We start from the raw sequence: 20,482 nt of genomic DNA, 5'->3' as shown, positions 1-20,482 counted from the left end.
CCAAGTCAGCCCAAGACACCCATCAGCCACTCACTCAGCAAGTACTCACCACAGAACCAAGACAGTGCACACCTATGCATCACGATCTGTCGGGCCGGTGCGCCCTGGCGGGCGCCCGGGAACACCACCGCCGTTGTTGATCTTCAAAGCCCGTGTGTTGATCTTGGAAGGGGGGCGGGATGCTGACGTTGTCGAACGGATACTCGGTCTCCTACCTCACCGAGGAGGTCGCGAAAGGGCGGGAGAACTACTACACCGACGCGGTCGCCGAGGGGGAGCCGCCGGGCCGCTGGTACGGCGGCGGGGCCGAGAAACTCGGCTTGACGGGGCTGGTCGACGAGCAGGACATGCAGGCGGTCTACGAGCAGTTCGTCGACCCGCGCGATGAGGCGTTCAAGGATCCAACGCGGTGGGCGGAGGCGTCCACTCTCGGTCACACGGGGCGGAACTATCCAACGGCGGACGAGTTGTACGCGGTCGCGTTGGACAAGGAGCCGGGCGCGACGGGTGAACGCCGCGAGGAATTGCGGCTGGAGGCGAACAAGGCCGCGCGGAAGAACGTGGCCTTTTTGGACGCCACGTTCAGCGTCCAGAAGTCGGTCACGGTGCTGCACACCGCGTTCGAGGCGCAGCAGGTCCGCGCTGAACGGACGGCTGGACGACTGGACGACGCGCTCGCCGCCGCCATGGCGGCGGGCGCGTCCCCGGCCGAACTCGCCGAGCTCGGACGGCAGCGTGACGACGCACGAACGGCCGCCGCGTCGTGGCGGGCGCACCGCGACGCGGTGGAGGACGCGATCTGGGCGGGGAACCGCGCGGCACTGGACTACCTGTCCGAGCACGCCGGGTATTCCCGGGTCGGGCACCACGGCGGGGCCGCGGGCCGGTTCATCGACGCCCACGACTTCGTCGTGGCGTCGTTCTTCCAGCACGACTCGCGCAACCACGATCCGCAGCTGCACATCCACAACGCGATCCTCAACCGCGTCGAAGGCGCCGATGGGCAGTGGCGCACGCTGGACGGCCGCGCCCTGTACGCGCACCGGGGCGCGGCCGCGGCGGTGGGGGAGCGCACCACCGAGGAACACCTCGCGAAGGCGCTCGGGATCCGGTTCGCCACGCGACCGGATGGGAAGTCCCGCGAGGTTGTCGGAATCAACCAGCAGGTGATGGACCTGTTCAGCTCGCGCCGCCGCGCGATCACGAAGAAAACCGCCGCTTTGGTCGAGTCGTTCGAAGCGCGGTTCGGGCGGGAGCCGAACTCGCTGGAGCTGGATCGCTTGCAGCGGCAGGCCACGTTCGCCACGCGCAAGGCGAAGTCGCACGACGGCGAGACCGTCGAGGAACGCCTGGAACGCTGGGACCGCGAGCTGCGCGCCGAGGTCGCCGACGGTCTCGCCGGCGTCGCCCGCGACGTCCTCAACCTCGACCACGGCCCGCGCGAAGCCGCCCGGTGGTCGCCGGACGACGTGTTGAAGACCGCGCTGGCGGACGTGCAGTCCACGAAGTCCGGGTGGACCGCGCCGGACCTGACGCGCGCGATCTCGGACGCGCTGCCGGATCACCTGGGCGACCTCGACGGCGCACAGGTCGCGCGGCTGCTGGACACGCTCACCGCCGAGGGCGTGAAGCTGGCGACCCCGCTCGCCACCGACCGCCCTGGTGTCGCCGTCCTGCCGGACGCGTTGAAGCTTGCGAACGGCGAATCCGCCTACGAGGCACCGGGCCGCCGTCTCTACGCCACCCCGGAACATGTCCACACCGAACGCGCGCTCGCCGCCGCCACCGCCCGGGGCGGAGCTCCGGCGCTGGACGTGTCCGACGTGGACGGCTTCGTGTCCGCGCTGGCGGATCACGGGATGGTGCTGGGCGCGGACCAGGCCGCCGCGGTGCGCGGCGTGCTGACCTCCGGCGCGGCGGTCGAGTCACTGGTCGGCCCGGCAGGCACCGGGAAGTCCTTTGTGGTCGGCGCCCTGGCGAAAGCGTGGCAGGACAACGACTTGTGGGGCGGGCAGTCTCGACGCGTGGTCGGGTTGGCGTCCAGCCAGGTCGCCACCGACGTGCTCGCCGGTGAGGGGCTGACCGCGCGGAACATCGCGCGGTGGCTCGGGGTGCAGGAGAAGCTCGCCGAGGGCTCGACCCACCCCGAGCACGTCGAGTGGAAGCTGAACCTCGGCGACCTGGTCGTGGTCGACGAGTCGGCGATGGCGAACACCGCCGACCTCGCCCGCATCCACCGACACGTGGAGGCGGCGGGGGCGAAGCTGCTGCTGACCGGTGACCATCGGCAGCTGGCCGCCGTCGGCGCCGGAGGCGGCATGGACCTGATGGCCACCGCCGGGGCCGCGTACGAGCTAACCGAGGTCCGCCGCTTCCACGCCGAGTGGGAACGCGGCGCGTCGCTGCGGCTGCGCGACGGCGACGAGACCGTGCTAGGCGACTACCACAAGCATGGCCGGATCCTCGACGGCGGAACCCGCGAGCAAGCCGAAGCCACCGCCGGAAAAGCGTGGCTCGCCGACACGCTGGCGGGGAAGCACTCGATCCTGATCGTGGACACCAACGAGCAGGCCGCGCACCTGTCGGCCGAGCTCCGCAACGAACTCGTGCGGCTCGGCAAAGTCCAAGAAGCCGGTGTGTCGCTGGGGATGCAGGGCACCTACGCCAGCGTCGGGGACCTGATCCAGGCCCGCCGCAACGGCTGGAACCTCACCGGGTTCGACGGCAACCCGGAGGCGCCGATCAACCGCAAGCAGTACCGCGTCCTCGAGACCCGCGACGACGGCGGCCTCATCGTCGCCCGCGTCCTCGGACGCGAAGACGGCGTCGGCGAAGTCCTCGGCGAGCGGATCACGCTGCCCGGCGCCTACGTGTCCGAACACGTGGCGCTCGGCTACGCCTCGACCGTCCACAGCGCGCAAGGCCTCACCGTCGACACCAGCCACGCTGTCGTCACCGAAGCGACCGGGCAGGAAGCCCTCTACGTCGGGCTCACCCGCGGCCGCGAGGGCAACACCGCGCACGTGACGACGCTGGCCGTCCCGGTCGACGCGACCGAAGGTGCGGCGTTGCAGGCGGTGAAACGCAGTCCGGCGGCGGTGCTGGCCGCCGCGTTCGACGGCACCGGCCCGCAACGCTCTGCACTCGCCGAGGCCACCGAGGCGGCGGCGGACAACGACGCCATCCGCACCCCGGCCGAACTGCTCGCCGACGCCACCGAGCTGGCCACCGCCGGCCGCACTCAGCGGTGGCTCGACGAGCTCGTGGAGGAGGGGAAGCTGACGGAGAACCAGCGGGCGAGGATCGCCGCCGAGGACGGCGGCCCCACGCTCGCGCGGCTGCTGCGCCGCGCCGAGCTCGCCGGGCACGACCCGCGCGAAGTCCTCGACCACGCCGTCACCGCCCGGACGCTGTCCGGGTCGCGGCAGCTGACGAACGTGATCCACCACCGAATCACCGACACCGTCACCCTCGACCCCGTCGGCGATTCCTACGCCGACTGGCTGCCCAAGGTCGACGACCCGCAGTGGGCGGCCTACCTGCGGGAACTAGCCGACACTGCCGATGCTCGCCGTCTGGAACTGGGGGAGCAACTGGCGGCGGAGCCGCAGCAGTGGGCGATCGAGGCGTTCGGCCCGGTGCCTGAGGATCCCGCCCTGGCGAAGGAATGGAGCAAGCAAGCCGGAATGGTCGCGGCGCACCGCGAGCTGACCGGACATGAGGACGAGGAGACCGCGTTGGGTGCGGCACCGAAATCCGGGCAGGTCGAGGCGTACGCGTCGTGGCGCTCGGCATGGCGAGTCCTCGGGCGCCCGGAGTCGGGGCGGGACGAGCTGGAGATGTCCGACGGGCAGCTGCTGGTCCGGATGCGGGCGTGGGAGCGGGAGAAGGCGTGGGGGCCGGAGTTCGTCGGCCAGGAACTCGCCGGAACCCACCAGGCCCTCGACGCCCGTCGCCGGGACGCGGCCATGCGCCGCGCCGAAGCCGACGTCGTCGCCGACGAAGAGGAGCGGGAACGGATGCTCCAGGAAGCGGCCGAGGCCGACGCGCTCGCCGACACCCTCGCCGCTCGCGCGGCAGAGCTGGAAGGCGCGGACGAGGCGCGGGCGCTGTGGTACGCCCACACCGCCGAAACCCGCGCCGCGGCCGACCGCGCCAGCGCGGAAATCTCCGCCCGCAACCTCGACACCACACCCGCACCGCTGGTCACCGCCGACGAGTGGCTCGACGTCCACCACGAGCACATGACCGGCGAGGATGCCCACCGCGAGGTCACCGCCGACCACGACCTCACCGACATCGCCCAGCAGCGCGCCGCCGACGTCGACACCGTCACCACCGCCGAAGACGGCGAGGACGTGGTCGCGGAGGTCGAAGTGGCCGACGTCCGCGAGGTCGCAGCCAACGAGGACCCGGTCGTCGAGTCCGACGAGGTCCGGGTGCCCTCTGCCGAGGAGACCGCCGGAGCGGTCGAGCAGGCACAGCGCGCACTCAAGGAGATCGCCGCCCGCCAGGCCATTGAGGAACGGCACGCCGAAGAGGAAGCTCAGGCGGCGGAGCTGTACCGCCGCAACACCAGCGACGCCGCCGACGCGGCCGAGCTGGCCGACGCCGACGGCGCGGTGTACGGGCGATGAGCAGGTCAGCCCTGGGAGTGGGCGGGAACGTCCAGCGGCGGAACACCGCTGCGGTGCCACGCCCACTCCAGGGTGGTCACGATCGAATCGAGCCAGCCGGGCCGGTTCGCGACGTAGTTGGGAATCGGCCGGCGCAGTGCGAGACGCTGAGCGGCCAGGCATTCCGCTTCGATGGTCTCCTCGTGCGCGAGCCCGGTTCGCTCCGTGATCGGGGCGTAGGCGAGGAACGTGCGGCCGGTTTCGAGACGGACGGTCGCGCAGGCAATCCAGCGGCACACGTCGACCACGCCGAGCGCAGCCCAGGTGCGCTCACGGTCGTACTGGCGTTCAGCGGCGAGCCACAGGCGCGCGAACTCCACCACCGGCACCCGCACGTTGCCGCGAGGAATCCGGTCGAAGTCGCGTCCGGTCAGCTCCATGGAATCCATGGTGACACGCGCCCCCGACAGAAACCGTCCACCGACCGGGGCAATCCGCCGGCGTCGGTGCGCTTTCACCGATAACCGCCCTCTGCGGGCGGAACAAGGTCCGCGCAAGCGCGGACTGTGTCTTTGAGCTTCGCAGCCCGGCTTAGCACGGCCCCAACCTCACGGTAAAGGGGCGCATTCCGAAAACTTTCTGAGCGCGAAAAGCGTGCGCTCACAAACTTTTCGGCCTGACCCCTTGACCGCGAGCCTCTGGGGCCGCGCGGTGCGCCGAAAAGGGGCAGCGGCAGAGCCGACGCCCCGCCCTACGGGCAGCGAAGAAAACCAACCCGGCACACCAGCGGATCACCACCCACGAGGGAGATCGCCATGGCAGCACAGGGAAAGAAGAAGACCAAAGACGAACTCAACGCCGAAGCCCTCGGCATGACCGTGGAGAAACTCCACGAACTCAAAGACCAGGTCGGTGCCGCGAAGGGGCGCGGGAAGCGCCCGGCCGGGACCGCCGGCGCCGACACCAAACTCGCCAGCTGGGGCCAGGTCGAAGGCCAGGAAGAACTGTTCGCCTGCGAGCCGGACCAGGCCGCGTCATGAGCGCCAGCGCTGCCGAAACCGTTGCGGTGAAAGCAGCCCGCGACAACTGGGACCAGGTCCTGTCCGGTCGCGGGCATGCGATGACGTGGCGGCTCGGGCCGAACGCCCGCCGCCGAGGGCACGCCTACTTCTGGGAAGGCACCTGCACACGCTGCGGAGCCGAGATCAGCGTCTCCGACGGAGCCACCTCCTGCGGCGGCGTCCGCGACGCCCGCCACGTCCCGTGCAGCGGAACGGGAACCGCCGTCCTCACCGAGATCGAAACCGCCCGCGTCGACGACCTCATCACCGCCGCCGTGACCGAGTTCCGCGCCGCGCTCGACGTCCACATGGGCTGCACACATTGGAGTTTTTACGTCCTCGCCGGAATCGCCACCTGTCTCGACTGCGGCCACCAATGGCACATCTGACGAACCCCACCATCCCGCCGAGCACCGACCACAAAGGACTGAACGACATGACCGAAACCCTGAACCAGGCAGCACTCTTCGCAGCCCTGTCCGTGCACATCAACGCCCACCCCGACCTTGCCGAGCTGGCCAGCGTCTCGGGCTCGACGCTTCAGATTTCCGGTACCGAGGGGGTCACAGCGGCTGTCGCGTGGGCGCACACCCTCGGCGGAGACAGGACGGTCACCCTGGGAGCCCACCCGCACGGGGATGTCGGAGTCAAGATCACCGGCACGATGGCCGGTCGCCGGGTCACGGTCTTCACCGTCGACGACGACCGACTCCACGAACTGCTCCCGCCTGATGTGGGGCAGCCCTACTTCCAGCGTCAATGCACGCTCACCCTGGCCGACCTCGAAGCCCACCTGGACACCGCAGTGCCCGCCGACGAGACCAATGCACCAGAACCGGAAGGGACACCTGGGGCTCAGCTGGCGGCGGCGCTGCACGTGATGTTCCCCGAGGACTTCTTCGCGATCGCCGAGGCCGACGCCTACGGCGCGCTCAAGCACAAGGTCCTCACCAACTGCGAGATCAACAACACGACACCCCGCGAGGTCTTGGAAGCGATCGACCCCGAGGACCGCGCCTTCGCGGCGAAGGCCGACGACCCGGCCGCGTTCCTCGCCTCCCGCATCGAGTCCTGACCACCGTCCACCCCGGCCACGAAAGAGAGATCATCCGATGAGGATTCGCGTCGAGGGCACCGAAACCGAGATCGCCGCCGCGGTCGAACGCATCGCCACCGTGCTGGAGGTCCAGGAGACCAGCCGGTTCTACGCCAACCGCGGGGCCACCACGTTGGGCCGCGTGTACCTGACCGTCGCCACCCCGCCGGCCACCCCCGTCGTCCGGGCCGATGCCGAACGCACCGACCAGCAGCGGCAGCTGCCGGACACGAGCCGGAAGGACCTCCGATGAGCACGTCCGCCTACCGCGAGGCCGCCTACACCCCCGGAGTCTGGGCTCACCAACTCGACTCCACCTCACCGTCCGTGCCACTCGCCGACATCGCGGACGAGATCACAGCGTTGACCCGCCGCACCGGCGTCCCGATGACCGCCCACGTGCTCACCACCGGCATCACCGCGTGGCAGATCGTGCTGGTCCGCGACCCCAGCGTCGCGCACGGAACCCCCGACCCCCGCGACTGCGAACGCGCCGCGCGAAACCTCGCTGCCACCGGCCGGTGGCAGAGCAGAGGGCAGCTGGCCCGCGCGTCGGCCCTGATCGCGATCGGACTCCGTGAGGGCTACGCCCCCGGCAACCAGCTGCACACCCTGGCCGAGTTCAAAACCCTGCACTCCCGCCACCTTCCCGTGTGGGTCGGCGGACCGGCTGAACTCATCTCCGCCCGCCTGCTGCCCGACAGCGGCGTACGCACCTACCGCGAACCGGGGGTGCTGACCTTCACCGACCCGGAGAACCTGCCCGCGTTCGCCGCGATCGCCCACGACCTCGGCCAGCACCGGTTCGTCGTCCACGACTGGCTCACCGGATGGACCGTCGCCTACAGCCGCACCGGCCAGGGCGCCTACCTCGCTGGGGAGGCATGACGGATGACACGCCAGGGGTGCCTATCTGCTGAGAACAGGATTCTGGTGATCCATGATGGGCCGACGACACAGCGACAGCATGAGGGGATGCGCCGATGACCTCGACCGCGAGCGGGTTGGTGGTCGAAGGGTTCGCTGGCCCTGGAGGCTGGTCGGAAGGGCTGCGCCTGGCGGGCTTCCGCGGCGACTCTCTCGGGATCGAGCTGGATCCCGACGCCGCCGAAACCGCCACGGCAGCAGGTCACCGCCGGCTGATCGCCGATGTCGCAGCAGTGGATCTCGACCAGTTCGACGATGTCGACGGTGTCGTCCAGTCGCCGCCGTGTCCGCCGTGGTCCGCATCCGGAACGGGGCGTGGTCGGATCGATCAGGCCGAGGTCGCGGACAGGATGGCGGCCTTCGCGCAGGGCCGTCTTCCGGACAAGGTGGCGTGGGCGGACCCGCGGTCGCCGTTGACCGCCGAGCCGCTCCGCTATGTCGCCAGGCTTCGTCCGCGGTGGGTGGCGCTGGAGCAGGTTCCCGCGGTCCTCCCGTTGTGGCAGCACGCCGCCGCGCTGCTGCGCGAACTCGGCTACCGCACGTGGACCGGGGTCGTGGCCGCTGAGCAGTACGGGGTCGCGCAGACTCGCCGGCGGGCGGTGCTGACCGCCCGCCTCGACGAGGGCGCGCTCGCGCCCGGCCCGCACAGTGTGAAGCCGGTGTCGATGGCCGACGTACTCGGCTGGGACGGCGCGGTGTTGGTCTCGAACTACGGCACCGGCGGCGACCCGAAACGCCGCGGCCGTCGACCGATGACCGGACCCGCGTTCACCATGACCGGTCGATGTGGACGGAACAAGTGGGAATGGCCCGACGGGACCCGTCGGAACATGACGGTGGCCGAAGCCGGGCTACTGCAAGGCTTCCGCGCCGACTATCCGTGGTCCGGCGGCTCGACTTCCCGGCAACTCCAGGTCGGCAACGCCGTCCCGCCGCCCTTGGCCGCCGCCGTTCTGAAGCCCCTGCTGCTCGCCGGCTCGAAGCCCTCCGCGACGCTCCCGGCAGACCCTGTGATGGGGGTCTCAGCGGCGGTGCTAGGCTGATCGACGACCGACCTGCTCGGGCTGTTGACGAACGGGAACCTGAAGGTCGACGTACGACTCGGAGTCCATGGACTGCCGTCCTCGTGTCCGGCTGGTTCTCCTCTTCGCGGACAGACCTCGTGGTAGCTCAGTCGCCAGATAGGACCCACGCCACGCGTTGGAAGGGCCGCTGGGACGAGTCCTCTTCGGATCCGCCCACTGTCTGGGCGTCATATTCAGATCCGAGAAGAAGAGGACGACTTCATGTCTGACAGCCCGTCCAAGCGCTACCACATTGCTGGCGAGGACATCGACTTCCCTGACCTTGCCGACGGCAGGGCGATCAAGAACTCCGCGACGCGTTTCGCCAGCTCCTGGAGTCTGCCCGCCGACGCGGCCTTCAGCCTCGCGACCGCGATGGTGGACCCGGCCGCCGACCGCGGCCGGCTCGACGCGAAGGACCCGTTCTCCCACCTGCAGGCGATCCAGACGCCCGCCGGGAAGTTCCTGCTCGCGCACCGGACGACCCTGTGGACCTCGGCGGTGTCGGGAGATGGCGGGAACGGCCGCAGCCGCTACTCCCTGCAGACCACCACCGAAAACGGCAACCGGACCAGGCCGTGGCCGATCGGCCGGCACCACAAGCCCGCGATCATCGACTACCACACCCCCTCGCTCACCGACATGACCGACGCGGTCTCTCTGAGCGCGAAGGCCATCCGGTCGCCGGACCTGATCACCCAGATCCGCAACAGCCCGCGCGGAGTGTGGAACCCGCCCGTCGTCGTGCTCGCTCGCGCGTACGTGACCGACAAGGACGGCACGGTGCATGAGCGGTTCTTCCTGCACACCATCGAGGGCAGCACCCGTGTCGAGGCCTGTCACGTCCTCACCGACACCGCGGCCGACGCCCCGCTCAAGGGCAGCGATGCCCCGCTGGACCACCTGCGCGAGGCTTACGGCCGCCTCACGCATCGCTTCGCCACCACGCCGGGTGCTCGGCGCACCCTCGACGCCGCGCGGGGTGCGACGATGCCGGCGCTGGTGGTGGTCGGTGTCGTCGAAGAGGACATGACCACCCCGATTCCCGGGGGCTTCCCCGCGGTCGTGAACGACTACGTGGAGTCGGTGCACGTCCAGCCGCGCCCCTTCAGCGACGTGGCCCAGGCCAACGTCATCGGGGAACGCTTCGTCCTCACCCTGCGCGACCAGAACCGGCTGGACGCCGAAACCGCGGACGCGCTTCTCGGGCGTGAGCCGGACGTCGCGGGAAAGGCGACCGTGCGCGCCGCCAAGCTCGTGCGGGCGGTGACCGCCCCGGAGAATGAACCGCTGATCCGTGACTTCGTCATCACCGACGAGGGCTCCTATTTGACGAAGGTCAAGCGTGCCAAGCTGATCGGCCCGCTCGTCGTCCGCCAGTTCCGCGACCCCGCGGCCACCGCCGAACGCGCCCTCATGCGAGCCTTCACGCCGGACCTGCTGCTGAAGACGCAGTGGAAGGTCACCGGCGTCGACAGCGAGACCCTGCGGACCAAGGCCGAGGCCGACGTCGCGGCCGGACGGTTCGACACCCCCGTGCTGGCCGAGCTGATCGCCCGTGGCGGGCCTGCCCTGTGCGCCGCAGGCCTGCTCCTGGGCGACCAGGGCTCCACCGTGAGCGGAATCCGGGAGCTGCGGGGGAGTGTCGAGAAGGTCGTCGAAGGGCTCGCGCGGAACCTGGGCGGCGTCAACGTCCTTGCCGACGCCGTCGCCTGGGCCGATGGTGAGCAGCAATACCTGCCGAGGAAGTTCGACCTCGAAGGCGCGGTGATCACCGACGACCACGACGACGCGGAGCACTTCGTCGACGACTGGCGCCAGGGCAACATGGGCATCCGCGCGCTCGCCTTCACCAACGGTACGACGCCCACCTCGACCGGCGGTCTTGGAGAGCCGAGCAAGCCCGCGCCGAAGACGCCGGACGAGGAGTACAAGGCGATGGAAAGCGAGCTGATCGCCGACATCACCCGTGCCGGCGCGACGCTCCGCTACATGTACCACCTCAAGGACGAGCTGGATCGGAAGATCATGGAGCGTCTCCGGCTGCGGCCCGCGAAGGTGTACAAGGAGTTCCCCGAGCAGCTCACCACCCTCCGCAACCGCTACGGAAGCGACGACCCCTTCGCCGTCGACTTCGAGGACGACAAGCCGCTCGACGAGCCGCTCGAAGACGACGACCTCGAGGATGAAGATGCCGACACGTTCGACGAGGACGAGGAGAACTGAAGCCTGATGAGGCGGCGGCCGTAGGGGCTCCGGCTCCCGACCAGAACAATCGGGAGCCGGAGCCGTCCGTTTAGAAGAGGGTCAGCTGCAGAGGGTTCGCGGCCCCGCCGCGGCACCTGCGACAGGTCACGGCGCTTTCGGTCCGCTGGATGCTCTGTGGATCCCACCCGTTGAGGCCGGATCCACAGGCGGGGAGTCCCAAGCTGGTGATCCGGTGGACAGTGCCCGTGCGGGTCCTGCCGTGGAGTCCGGGGTCGGAGTCCGGACGGACGCCCGCCGGCCCGGCAGGAGCCGCGGGCACGGTCTGCCTACGGTGCGGGTAGCGGCGGATAAACGGGTCGAGATGGTTCCGCTGGCCGTTGTTGGTGCTGGAGGACTGGTCGATGTCACGCGGTTGCACAGATGAGGCCTTCCGTGTGTTCGGCAGCCGACCGTGACCGGGTTCACCGGTCTACCAGCATCAACCGAGTGAAACCGGTTGACATACCCCCCATCTTGGGGGGTAACTTGAAGGTAGCGAATCTGAAGTCTGTACGGTGGCTAGGACTGTGGCTACAGTCTTAACCGTCAAATGTACATGAGCGTGCCCGACCCGCGCAAGGGGTCTGGGCACGTTTTTTTATTGCGGCGTTGACGCGGCCGATGGTGCTGTGTCGCGGGCGCGAGTCGGATGCTGGGCTCCTTGCAGTTCGTGCTTCGAAAGAGGCTGGCCGAGTGGAGGCCGGGCGCATGATCGAGTTGCCGCGCCGCCACTTGTCGATCGCCATTCGTCGACGTCGGAGCGCCGTTCGTCGACAGGGGCGCCGGAGTGGAACTTATTGGCGAACCTATGCCTCTGCGCTCATGCACGTGCATTTGCATGTGTATTACGAGGAGTGACGATTCCTTCGTGTTGCTCCGACGTCACCCACATAGTGCCCACGCGATTTGGCGAGCCATCTACGCAGAGTAGTTTTTCTGCGCTGCCGCGGCCTTGCGCGTAGTTCGAACAGGGGTGCGATGCGCAGGTTCCTTCGAACGAGTGACGACAGCCTTGGGATCTGCGGCTATGTGGGATTGATCAGCACCTTCAGGTCGCGTCGAGGTCTCAGGTTTCGACTTGCGCACGCGCAAGCCGCTCGGCGCGCGTTAACGGCCAGATAACGCTCGACACACCACACGGGCCATCCGCTGCGTGCCCTGCGTCACGGTCGCCCTGTATTGTCAGCTTCGTTCAGCGGGATGCTCCCCGGTCTGCCTCGGCCGCCTGCACCACGTTCGCCGGCCATGGCGCGAACGTCGCGCCAAGGAAGCCGAGGTAGAAATCGGTGAGCGAAACGCAGGACCCTTCGGCCTCGTCTGGTAGCAGCGAGGACTCGAAGGCGAACAAGAAGATCGACCGTGTGATCACGGTGCTCCACGTCGCGAAGATGGCCGCTACGGCAGCGGAAGTCTGTGGCGAGGTCTCACAAAATGAGGCCCTGACGTGGATCGCCAGGGCCTCACGAATGCTGCTCGCGTCAACGACGGTATGGCTGGCAAGGCGCCGTCGCTGATCAGTAACACGCACGCGGGGCGCCGTCGGTTCATGCAAGCCAGCATGTTGCCGACGGAGTCCTCCAAACCGAACGGTCACCCGAACGGCCGTACCGTGCAGTCACAATCATGCGACCCGCGAGTATACAACTCCATGTGACATGGGTCACTTTTCGTATTTTCTGCAAGCCCGCAAACTTTTTGTAGAACGTCGACCCGGCCCGCCTTGCCAACTTTTGTCATCGCTTTGGCGCTGGTACAGACAACCTCGTTCGCCAACCGGGTGAAGCTTGTAACAACCTGAAGATCCGGAACGGTGGCGCTTGAACCATCTCAGTAAGTCAACGCGACGTTGACTTACACTGTCAACGACATGTTGACAAAGCAGGCAGAGGATCCGCATGGAAAAGCCGAATTCCACCGCCGACGACTTGGCGCTGAAGGCTGCCGAGCTTGCACGTAAGCTGGGCGTCAAGCGGTACATGTCCAAGCCTGGACGCGTCTTGCATCTGGTCGAAGAAGTCGCCGGCGCAGGCCCCGAAGCCGAGCTGGGGCCGAGTGAACTCGGCTTAGCCCTGGAACTGATCGCCCTCGTCCGCGACGACGTCGACGCCGCGGAACTCCGGCTGCTGACGAAAGCCCGCGAACACCAGATGAGCTGGAACGAGATCGCGCACCATCTGCCTGTCTCGTCCCGTCAAGCCGCCGAGCAGCGATTCCTACGCCTCTACGCCTCCACGTCACAACGTGAGACAGATCGAGTGGTGCGCGACCCAAAGCAAGCTCGCCACGACCGGCGTCGATCCCAGCTCATCGACTCTCTTCTGGCTGAAGCCGAACCACTGCTCGGGCGTCTCGCCGAGGTCTTTGGCGAGAGACTGCTCAAGGACGAGATGTGGGACCAGCTCGTCGACCCTGCCTTTGACGCCGGCCGCCGAAGCCTGGGCGGACAACTCGAACCTGTTCTCCGGGCGGTCCGGCTTGCCTACCGGCAAAACAGGCTCAGGCCCCTCTATCTGTCGCTACGTCGCCTGATTCAGACCCTCGACAAACACGGCTTCCCATTTACGAAGCTTCCCGCAGAGGTCCACAACGACGTCGGTGGCTTCAAGGCGCTCCAAGCGCGGATCGTCGCCATCGGAACGGACGATTCGAGCGACAGTTGACCTCTCGCGGGCAGCGCTACACAAGGCGGCTGACGGAATCACGGAAGAAGGATCACGCGTCTCGCGGCCACAACGCGTCCGCGACGACCCACTGCTGATGGCGGGTACCGCCCTGCTCGAGGTCGCCTGCCACATGCCGAGGAAGCCGGGGACCGTGGCCGTGAGGTTGAGCTCGTCCGGCAAGGTAGGTCGACATTCTCCGACCTGGTACACCTTGCTCAAGTCCACCCACACGGGGCGGCTCGGCCGCACGATGTGCAGGTGCCGGGGTCCTGGAGATGTGGTATCGCCTGTATCGAGCATGTGTTCGATTATGCGTCGAACATTGCGGTCATGGTGTCGAAGGCGCTGCTCGGTTGGAATCTTTGGCGACTACCGGTGAGCTGATAGGTGCAGTCGTAGCGCACCGGGCGGTACCTGCGACAGTAGAAGTAATGGTTGTGGCCCCCGTGGGGCACGGGCGGGGTGGGGAGGACTTGGTGAGGTCTCGCCGGTGGCCGCGAGTCGCGGTGGTGGTCGGTGTGGTGGCCGCAGTGGTGTGGCTGGTGGGTACGTTCGGGCTGCCGGGCTGGCTGCTGGCTGATCAGCATCCGGTCCGCAACGTGTTAGAGGGATTGAGTTGGCCAGCGGGGATCGTGGCCGCGCTGGCCCTTGGCGTGCCCGCGTTGTGGCGGTGGATGCGCGGCCGACCGGCTTCCCCATCCGCAACGATTACCGGAGCTGAGGAGAACCCGCTGTTGGGGCGAGCATTGCACCTGGTTGATGGCGAGTTGCCGCCGGTATCAGGAGTGGGGTTGCTCGACCTGCGGGTGAAGCCGGCGATCGACACCCATGCTGACGATGGCTCAGATCTACCTCCCTATGTCGCCCGGGACATCGACGAGGACCTCGAATGGGCCATCCACGCCGGCGGGATGGTGCTTTTGCACGGCCCGGCTGCGGTGGGGAAATCGCGAGCGGCGGCCGAGGCGCTGCGCCGCCTACGACCCGCTCATAAACTGCTCGTGCCCGACGGCGGCCCGGCGCTACGGGAGATCGTGGACGCCGACGTGGACCTGTCCGAGACAGTGCTTTGGCTTGACGACCTCGAGCGCTACCTCGGCGCCGACGGCCTCGATGTTGGATTGTTGCAGCGATTGTGCCCCTCCGGGAGAGTCGGCGTGGCGGTGGTCGCGACGATGCGTGATGAGCAACTCGCCCTGCACACCGACGTCGCTGCTCGTCATGCCAGCGACACTGGGGCGGGAATCGACCGGGCGGCAATGGAGGTTCTCGCAAGTGTCCGCGGTCGGCGTCGGATCAGGGTTGCCGCAGCGCTCACCGATGACGAGAGAACCCGTGCTGTCCGAGCTGGTGAGCGCGACGCCCGGGTCAGGCGCGCGGTTGCTGCTCCGGAAGGGTTCGCCGAGTACCTGGCTGCGGGGGTAGCGATGATGGACCGCTGGAGCACCGGCGAAACGCCCGAGTTTATCCGCGGCCAAGCCCTCATCAGCGCGGCGGTCGACTGCCGCCGCGCCGGACACCACGACCCCGTGCCCGCCGCACTTCTGGACGACCTGCACATCCAGTTCCTGCCGCCTGCGTGGCGGTATCGTGCCGACCTACCCTCGCTGGAGGTCGGGTTGCACTGGGCCACCCGGCCGGTCCTCGGCGCCAGCTCCTGCCTGCAGCCCGCCTCCAAGCAGCATTTCCTTGCTTCCGACTACCTTCTCGATCGGGCCCAGCGAATTTACGCCGACTCAGCCGCACCGCTCGCCGGACCAGTCAGCGACACCACGTGGACCACTCTCACCGCGGCGCTCGCCCCCAAGCAATGCCTCCGTGTCGGCGCTAGCGCCTATCACGCCGACCGTTTTGACGTTGCTGAACAGGCATTCATCGCCGCCAGTACCGATGACCCGACAGCCCTGATTTACGTCGGGATCGTGCTTGGCGAGCAACCAGGTCGTGAGGCTGAGGCTGAGCAGTTCTACCGGGACGCCATCGCGGTGGGCGAAACCGACGCCCTGCTCGGCTTGGGGTTCCTGTTGAGTGCGCAGTCTGGTCGTGAGGCTGAGGCTGAGCAGTTCTTTCGAGACGCCATCGCCGCGGGCAACACCGACGCCCTGTCCGCTCTCGGGGCCCTGTTGGGCATGCAATCCGGGCGTGAGGCTGAGGCCGAGCAGTTCTACCAGGATGCTATCGCCGCTGGGAAAACCCACGCCCTGAACAACCTGGGGGAACTGTTGAGTGCGCAGTCTGGTCGTGAGGCTGAGGCCGAGCAGCTCTTTCGGGACGCCATCGCCGCAGGCAACACCTATGCTCTGAATGGCCTGGGGATCCTGTTGAGTGCGCAGTCTGGTCGTGAGGCTGAGGCTGAGCAGCTCTTTCGGGACGCCATCGCCGCAGGCAACACCTATGCTCTGAATGGCCTGGGGATCCTGTTGAGTGCGCAGTCTGGTCGTGAGGCTGAGGCTGAGCAGCTCTACCGGGACGCTATCGCCGCAGGCAGCACCCCCGCTCTGGTAAATTTGGGGAACCTGTTGAGTAAGCAGTCTGGTCGTGAGGCTGAGGCCGAGCAGCTCTACCGGGACGCCATCGCCGCGGGCAACACTCTCGCCCTGTTCGGCTTGGGGAAACTGTTGAGTATGCAGTCTGGTCGTGAGGCTGAGGCTGAGCAGTTCTTTCGGGACGCTGTCGCCACAGGCAAAACCGACGCTCTGTTCGGCTTGGGGTTCCTGTTGAGTGCGCAGTCTGGTCGTGAGGCTGAGGCTGAGCAGTTCTTTCGGGACGCCATCGCCGCAGGCATTACCCACGCCCTCTTCGGCCTCGGCACTCTGTTGAGTATGCAGTCTGGTCGTGAGGCTGAGGCCGAGCAGCTCTTTCGGGACGCCATCGCCGCAGGCATTACCCACGCCCTGAATAGCCTGGGGTTCCTGTTGAGTAAGCAGTCTGGTCGTGAGGCTGAGGCCGAGCAGCTCTTTCGGGACGCCATCGCCGCAGGAGACACCCACGCCCTGAATGGCCTGGGGATCCTGTTGAGTAAGCAGTCTGGTCGTGAGGCTGAGGCCGAGCAGCTCTACCGGGACGCCATCGCCGCAGGAGACACCCACGCCCTGAACAATCTGCAATTACTGCTCGATGAGCAAGACGAGTGCGAAACCGAATGAGAATCGACGCAGGCAGTGCGCGCTACTTTGGCATGTGCCGGCCGCGCTTTCGTTGCTGGGGCATAGTGTGGCCAGCTGGCGTGGCCTCGGAGAGAACGTCGACCTAGAGAACGTCGACCTGCGGATCTTGGTCCACAAGTTGGTCCCACGACTGATGTCCACTCGCGCCTCGGGAACCTAGTTTTGTGCAACTGGCGCCACCTATGGCCAGGGGATCCAAGTATCGCCAAGGCAGCGCTGGAACTTGTAAACAGACTGTCGGAAGTTCGAGCCTTCGGTGACGAGCCCTCTAGGTGCAAAGCCACTGCTACGGACCACGGGGCGTGGCGGGTGTCACCACCGTCGAGGTCTCCGATCGTGAAGACTACCCAGCCGACCTAAAGCTCGGTGGTGGTCGCGTGCCGCATGCCAAGGAACCTGAGGACCGTGGCCTTGAGAACAAGGTCGTCCTGCAAGGCAGGTCGGCACTCGCCGACCTGGTACACCTTGCTCAAACAGGCGTGTCGCGTCCCAGCTACAGCAAGTTCGGCAAAAGCTGCGACTAAAGAAAAACGTGCAACGTCAGCGACGCGAATTTGCCGAGCATTTGCGAGATACTCTTTTCATAGTGCAGATTCTGGTTTAGGTTCGATTTCAGTGGTCAAGGTGGGTTAGTGACGGCGATGTTCGCGTCGCGTCGCAGCCGGAAACCTTAATTGCTCATTAATGCTCGTCGGTCGCTTTTGGTTGGCGTTGAGTGCTGACCGGGGCTCGACGTGTGGCCCTTTATCGATTCGGGAACAGGAATGGAACATGACTCGGTCTGACGCCAAATATCGGACCCCGCCGATGGGTGTGTCGCTTGCAACGGATATCGAACACCGTGTGGGGCGTCCCAAGCCGTATCGGGCCCGGGTTCGCTGGAGTGATCCGAACTCGAACGCCTATCCGTCGATCTCCCGTTCGTTCTCCACGGCTGACGACGCCGAGACGTGGATCAAAGACATGGAGCGGGCGGCGGCCAGTGGTGTCGATCCGACGGCTGCCGAGATGCCGCTCGGAGAGTACGGCGACCTCAACCTGTCCGTCGCCATTCGCGGCCTGGCGACGAAGACGACCGACCCATACCTCGCCGGGTGGCGAAAACGCGTGAAGCCGACGATCGGGCACCTTCCAGTCAAGAACGTCACGTACGGGGTCGTTGACCGCGCCGCGATGGGCTGGATAGCGGATGGCTGTAGTAAGTCGACGATCAAGAACAGCCTCGCGATGCTTGTTCGGGTAATGGAACAGGCGTACCGCGACGAGTTGGTCGATCGCAATCCGGCGCGGATTACGGGATGGCAGAGAGAATTTCAGCTCGCGGAGGATGAGCTGGACAACCCGCGATCTCTGGCCTTGCCTGGCTGGGACAGCCTTACTGGCCTCGCCGACGCTCTTGTGCAGCGATCGGCGGGAAAGTTTACGCCCGGCTACCCGGGATGGGGGAAGATCGTGACGTTCATGGCGTGCACGGCTGCGCGAATCGGCGAGGTTTCCGGTGTCCGAGCCTGCGACATCGACCGGGAGCAGTGGCTGTGGACGGTTCGGCGGCAAACGACGACGGCGCCCGGGGGCCTGGTGGACAAGGCCACCAAGGGACGGCGTGCCCGAACGGTTCCGCTGATCGAAGAGATTCGGCCGCTGGTCGCTGCTCGTCTCGACGCGGTGGGCTCGGATCCGATGGCGCGACTCTTCACGGGCCCGCGGGGCGGTCGGGTGACTACGGCGATTCTGCGGGACGCTACTCACTGGGACGAGGTGGTCAGCACCTTGGGCTTCGAGCACCTTCGCCGCCACGACCTCCGCCACACGGCGTTGACGTGGATGGCGGATGCCGGCGTCCCGGTCCACGTGTTGCGGAAGATCGCGGGCCACGGCTCGTTGACGACAACTCAGCGGTACCTGCATCCCGACCGGCAATCCATCACGGACGCGGGCGATCTCCTGACCAAGCACCTGTCGGTGCCCAGGCGGCCGAGGTTGCGGGCCGTCTGATTTCGGGCGCTTGAAGGGGAATCTGTCCCCAATCTGTCCCCAGCGAGCCAAGGCGTAGATCACCGTCACGATCAGCCTTGATCATGAAGAAGGCCCGTGAGCAGCGGTTATGCTGCTCACGGGCCTTCTGTCTTCCGGTCGGGCTGACAGGATTCGAACCTGCGACCCCTTGACCCCCAGTCAAGTGCGCTACCAAACTGCGCCACAGCCCGGACCCGCGCTCCGTGGAGTGCGATGTGAGTACTTTAGCGGGTCCCGAACAGGGGCTTGCAACCAGGGGTCACTGTGTGTCTGAGCTGGGAAAACGGTCCGTGAGGGCCGCCCTGCCGCATTCGGGCGGCCCCCACGGGGTCACTGAGGGTTGCCGGCGTGCGTGAGGGTCTGCCAGGCGACGAACAGGTTGTTGGTGCCCGCCGGGCGCTGACGCAGGGTGAGGGCCTCCGTGTTGCTCATGGTGTGCCCGAGGCGGGTGTGGAGGTGGTTGTACCCGACCTCGGTGATCGGGCCGAGCCCGAGCTTCAGGCTGCCGCCGCACAGCCACGACGGGACCGCGGCGCCAATCTGGTACTTCGCGTGGAAGCCGAGGCCTTCGCGGAGGCGGTCGGCGATCTCGGGGTAGAGGTCCTGGCCCTGGATGCGGGTGGTCTCGGCGAAGTTCGCGATGGCGGCGAGGCCGTAACCGGTATGGGTGAAGTCCCGGCAGGTCTCCTGCGAGAGACCGTTGACGAACGTCGTCTGGCCCTGCCAGTACTTCACGATCTTGTCGCGGGTGTCCAGCCCGCTGCCGGGCGCGGTCTTCGGGAGTGCGCCGTCGCTGATCAGGTAGAGGTAGGCGGGGACGCGGGTGCGGAACTTCGCGACGGCCTTGTCGTAGACCGTCTTGTCGTCGAGGAACACGGCGATGCCGATCGCGGCCTCGGTCATGCTGAGTTCCCAGTTCCCGTTGCTGTGACTGCCGTTGATCACCTCGGGCAGGTACACGTTCCGGAGCATGGTGCCGAAGCGGCCGGAGTTCGGCCAGGCCGTGTAGGTGTGCTTGATGATCTCCGCGGCGCGCGGCCACGAGGAGGCTGACCACGCCGACTGCAGGGGAGCGTTGCTGTTCGTGTGATCCTTGAGCACCGCCGACCACGCGTCCATGATCTCGATCGCCTTGGTCGCGTATTTCGCATCGCGCGTGATGTACCACGCTAGCGAAAGGGAATACGCGGCGATCGCGTCTTGCCGTTCATCGGTACAGCCGATGTTCGGATTCGAATAGGAACCGCATTCGACGATGGCGCGCGGTTTCGGTGACCGGGACAACGAGGCGTACGAACTCGACATCATCGCGTCGTAGGCCTGTTTCCACGGTTGCGCTCCGGCCTGGACCTTGGCGCGGACGAAGTCCAGTTGCGGGCGGCTGACCAGCACGCCGGGGTGGGTGAAGGTGGCGGGCGCGGCCTGGGTGGGAGCGCTGAAAAGGCTTAGCGCCAACGGGACGAGTGTGGCCAGGGCGAGCAGTTTCCTCGGTAGGGACATGGTTCTCCTCGGGCGGGTGTGAGCCAGGTCACCGGCGGCGTGGGTTCAGTGTCATGGTCTGAACCAGTTGCGTCAAGGCCTTTATTCGCCTCGAAAAGAAAGAAAGCCCGTCCCGTTCAGCGGGC

At 67.1% G+C, this 20,482-nt stretch carries 15 protein-coding genes and 1 tRNA gene; 12 read left to right on the top strand and 4 right to left on the bottom strand.

Translation table 11 applies throughout. The features are described from left to right. The first annotated feature begins 179 nt into the window (after window positions 1–179). Window positions 180–4,637 (top strand): MobF family relaxase, encoded by a 4,458-nt coding sequence (gene mobF / locus DMC61_RS19860; protein ID WP_125690551.1) that lies wholly within the window; start codon window positions 180–182, stop codon window positions 4,635–4,637. A gap of 5 nt (window positions 4,638–4,642) precedes the next feature. On the opposite strand, the gene DMC61_RS19855 is transcribed toward mobF, so the two are convergent. Further along, window positions 4,643–5,056, bottom strand: a complete 414-nt coding sequence (locus DMC61_RS19855; RefSeq protein WP_125690550.1) for a hypothetical protein — start codon at window positions 5,054–5,056, stop codon at window positions 4,643–4,645. 375 nt (window positions 5,057–5,431) lie between these two features. On the opposite strand from DMC61_RS19855, the gene DMC61_RS19850 reads away from it, so the two are divergent. The 7 genes from DMC61_RS19850 (at window position 5,432) to DMC61_RS19815 (ending at window position 10,990) form a co-directional block, all read left to right on the top strand. Then, the gene (locus DMC61_RS19850) at window positions 5,432–5,656 is read left to right on the top strand and encodes a hypothetical protein (RefSeq protein ID WP_125690549.1); all 225 of its coding nucleotides are present in this window, start codon (window positions 5,432–5,434) and stop codon (window positions 5,654–5,656) included. Beyond that, window positions 5,653–6,066 carry a hypothetical protein gene (locus DMC61_RS19845; RefSeq protein ID WP_125690548.1) on the top strand — a complete coding sequence of 138 codons (414 nt, stop codon included), beginning with the start codon at window positions 5,653–5,655 and terminating at the stop codon, window positions 6,064–6,066. Before DMC61_RS19850 ends, DMC61_RS19845 begins: the two co-directional genes overlap by 4 nt. Window positions 6,067–6,113: 47 nt before the next feature. Beyond that, entirely contained in the window at window positions 6,114–6,752 is a 639-nt protein-coding gene (locus DMC61_RS19840) for a hypothetical protein (protein ID WP_125690547.1), read from the top strand. Window positions 6,753–6,789: 37 nt separating this feature from the next. Continuing rightward, the gene (locus tag DMC61_RS19835) at window positions 6,790–7,026 is read left to right on the top strand and encodes a hypothetical protein (RefSeq protein ID WP_125690546.1); all 237 of its coding nucleotides are present in this window, start codon (window positions 6,790–6,792) and stop codon (window positions 7,024–7,026) included. Beyond that, window positions 7,023–7,661 (top strand): hypothetical protein, encoded by a 639-nt coding sequence (locus DMC61_RS19830; RefSeq protein WP_125690545.1) that lies wholly within the window; start codon window positions 7,023–7,025, stop codon window positions 7,659–7,661. The genes DMC61_RS19835 and DMC61_RS19830 overlap by 4 nt, the downstream gene beginning before the upstream one ends. Before the next feature lie 95 nt (window positions 7,662–7,756). Continuing rightward, complete coding sequence (locus DMC61_RS41685; protein WP_233594869.1) at window positions 7,757–8,743, top strand: DNA cytosine methyltransferase; 987 nt, start codon at window positions 7,757–7,759, stop codon at window positions 8,741–8,743. 243 nt (window positions 8,744–8,986) lie between these two features. Beyond that, window positions 8,987–10,990, top strand: a complete 2,004-nt coding sequence (locus DMC61_RS19815; protein WP_125690544.1) for a hypothetical protein — start codon at window positions 8,987–8,989, stop codon at window positions 10,988–10,990. Window positions 10,991–12,203: 1,213 nt separating this feature from the next. On the opposite strand, the gene DMC61_RS19810 is transcribed toward DMC61_RS19815, so the two are convergent. Continuing rightward, window positions 12,204–12,563, bottom strand: a complete 360-nt coding sequence (locus DMC61_RS19810) for a hypothetical protein (protein WP_125690543.1) — start codon at window positions 12,561–12,563, stop codon at window positions 12,204–12,206. Between the two features lie 343 nt (window positions 12,564–12,906). Between DMC61_RS19810 and DMC61_RS19805 the strand changes: the two genes are divergently transcribed. The 4 genes from DMC61_RS19805 to DMC61_RS19785 all read left to right on the top strand — a co-directional run bounded on the left by DMC61_RS19805 (window position 12,907) and on the right by DMC61_RS19785 (window position 18,836). Further along, window positions 12,907–13,671: a hypothetical protein gene (locus DMC61_RS19805; protein ID WP_125690542.1), complete on the top strand. Its 765-nt coding sequence runs from the start codon at window positions 12,907–12,909 to the stop codon at window positions 13,669–13,671. A gap of 521 nt (window positions 13,672–14,192) precedes the next feature. Next, window positions 14,193–16,820, top strand: coding sequence for a tetratricopeptide repeat protein (locus DMC61_RS19795; RefSeq protein ID WP_158634117.1), 2,628 nt, complete (start codon window positions 14,193–14,195; stop codon window positions 16,818–16,820). A gap of 323 nt (window positions 16,821–17,143) precedes the next feature. Further along, complete coding sequence (locus DMC61_RS19790) at window positions 17,144–17,365, top strand: hypothetical protein (RefSeq protein WP_125690540.1); 222 nt, start codon at window positions 17,144–17,146, stop codon at window positions 17,363–17,365. 247 nt (window positions 17,366–17,612) lie between these two features. Further along, window positions 17,613–18,836, top strand: a complete 1,224-nt coding sequence (locus tag DMC61_RS19785; RefSeq protein WP_125690539.1) for a site-specific integrase — start codon at window positions 17,613–17,615, stop codon at window positions 18,834–18,836. A 138-nt stretch (window positions 18,837–18,974) separates the two neighbouring features. On the opposite strand, the gene DMC61_RS19780 is transcribed toward DMC61_RS19785, so the two are convergent. Next, window positions 18,975–19,048, bottom strand: a tRNA-Pro gene (locus tag DMC61_RS19780). 139 nt (window positions 19,049–19,187) lie between these two features. Then, a complete protein-coding gene (locus tag DMC61_RS19775; RefSeq protein ID WP_125690538.1) occupies window positions 19,188–20,357 on the bottom strand; it encodes an alginate lyase family protein in 1,170 nt (389 codons plus the stop codon). Window positions 20,358–20,482 lie beyond the last annotated feature (125 nt).

The sequence above is a fragment of the Amycolatopsis sp. WAC 04169 genome (assembly GCF_003947535.1).
Lineage (GTDB): Bacteria > Actinomycetota > Actinomycetes > Mycobacteriales > Pseudonocardiaceae > Amycolatopsis > Amycolatopsis keratiniphila.
Note: the sequence above shows the minus strand (reverse complement) of the source record. Positions and strands in the feature narration are given on the sequence as shown.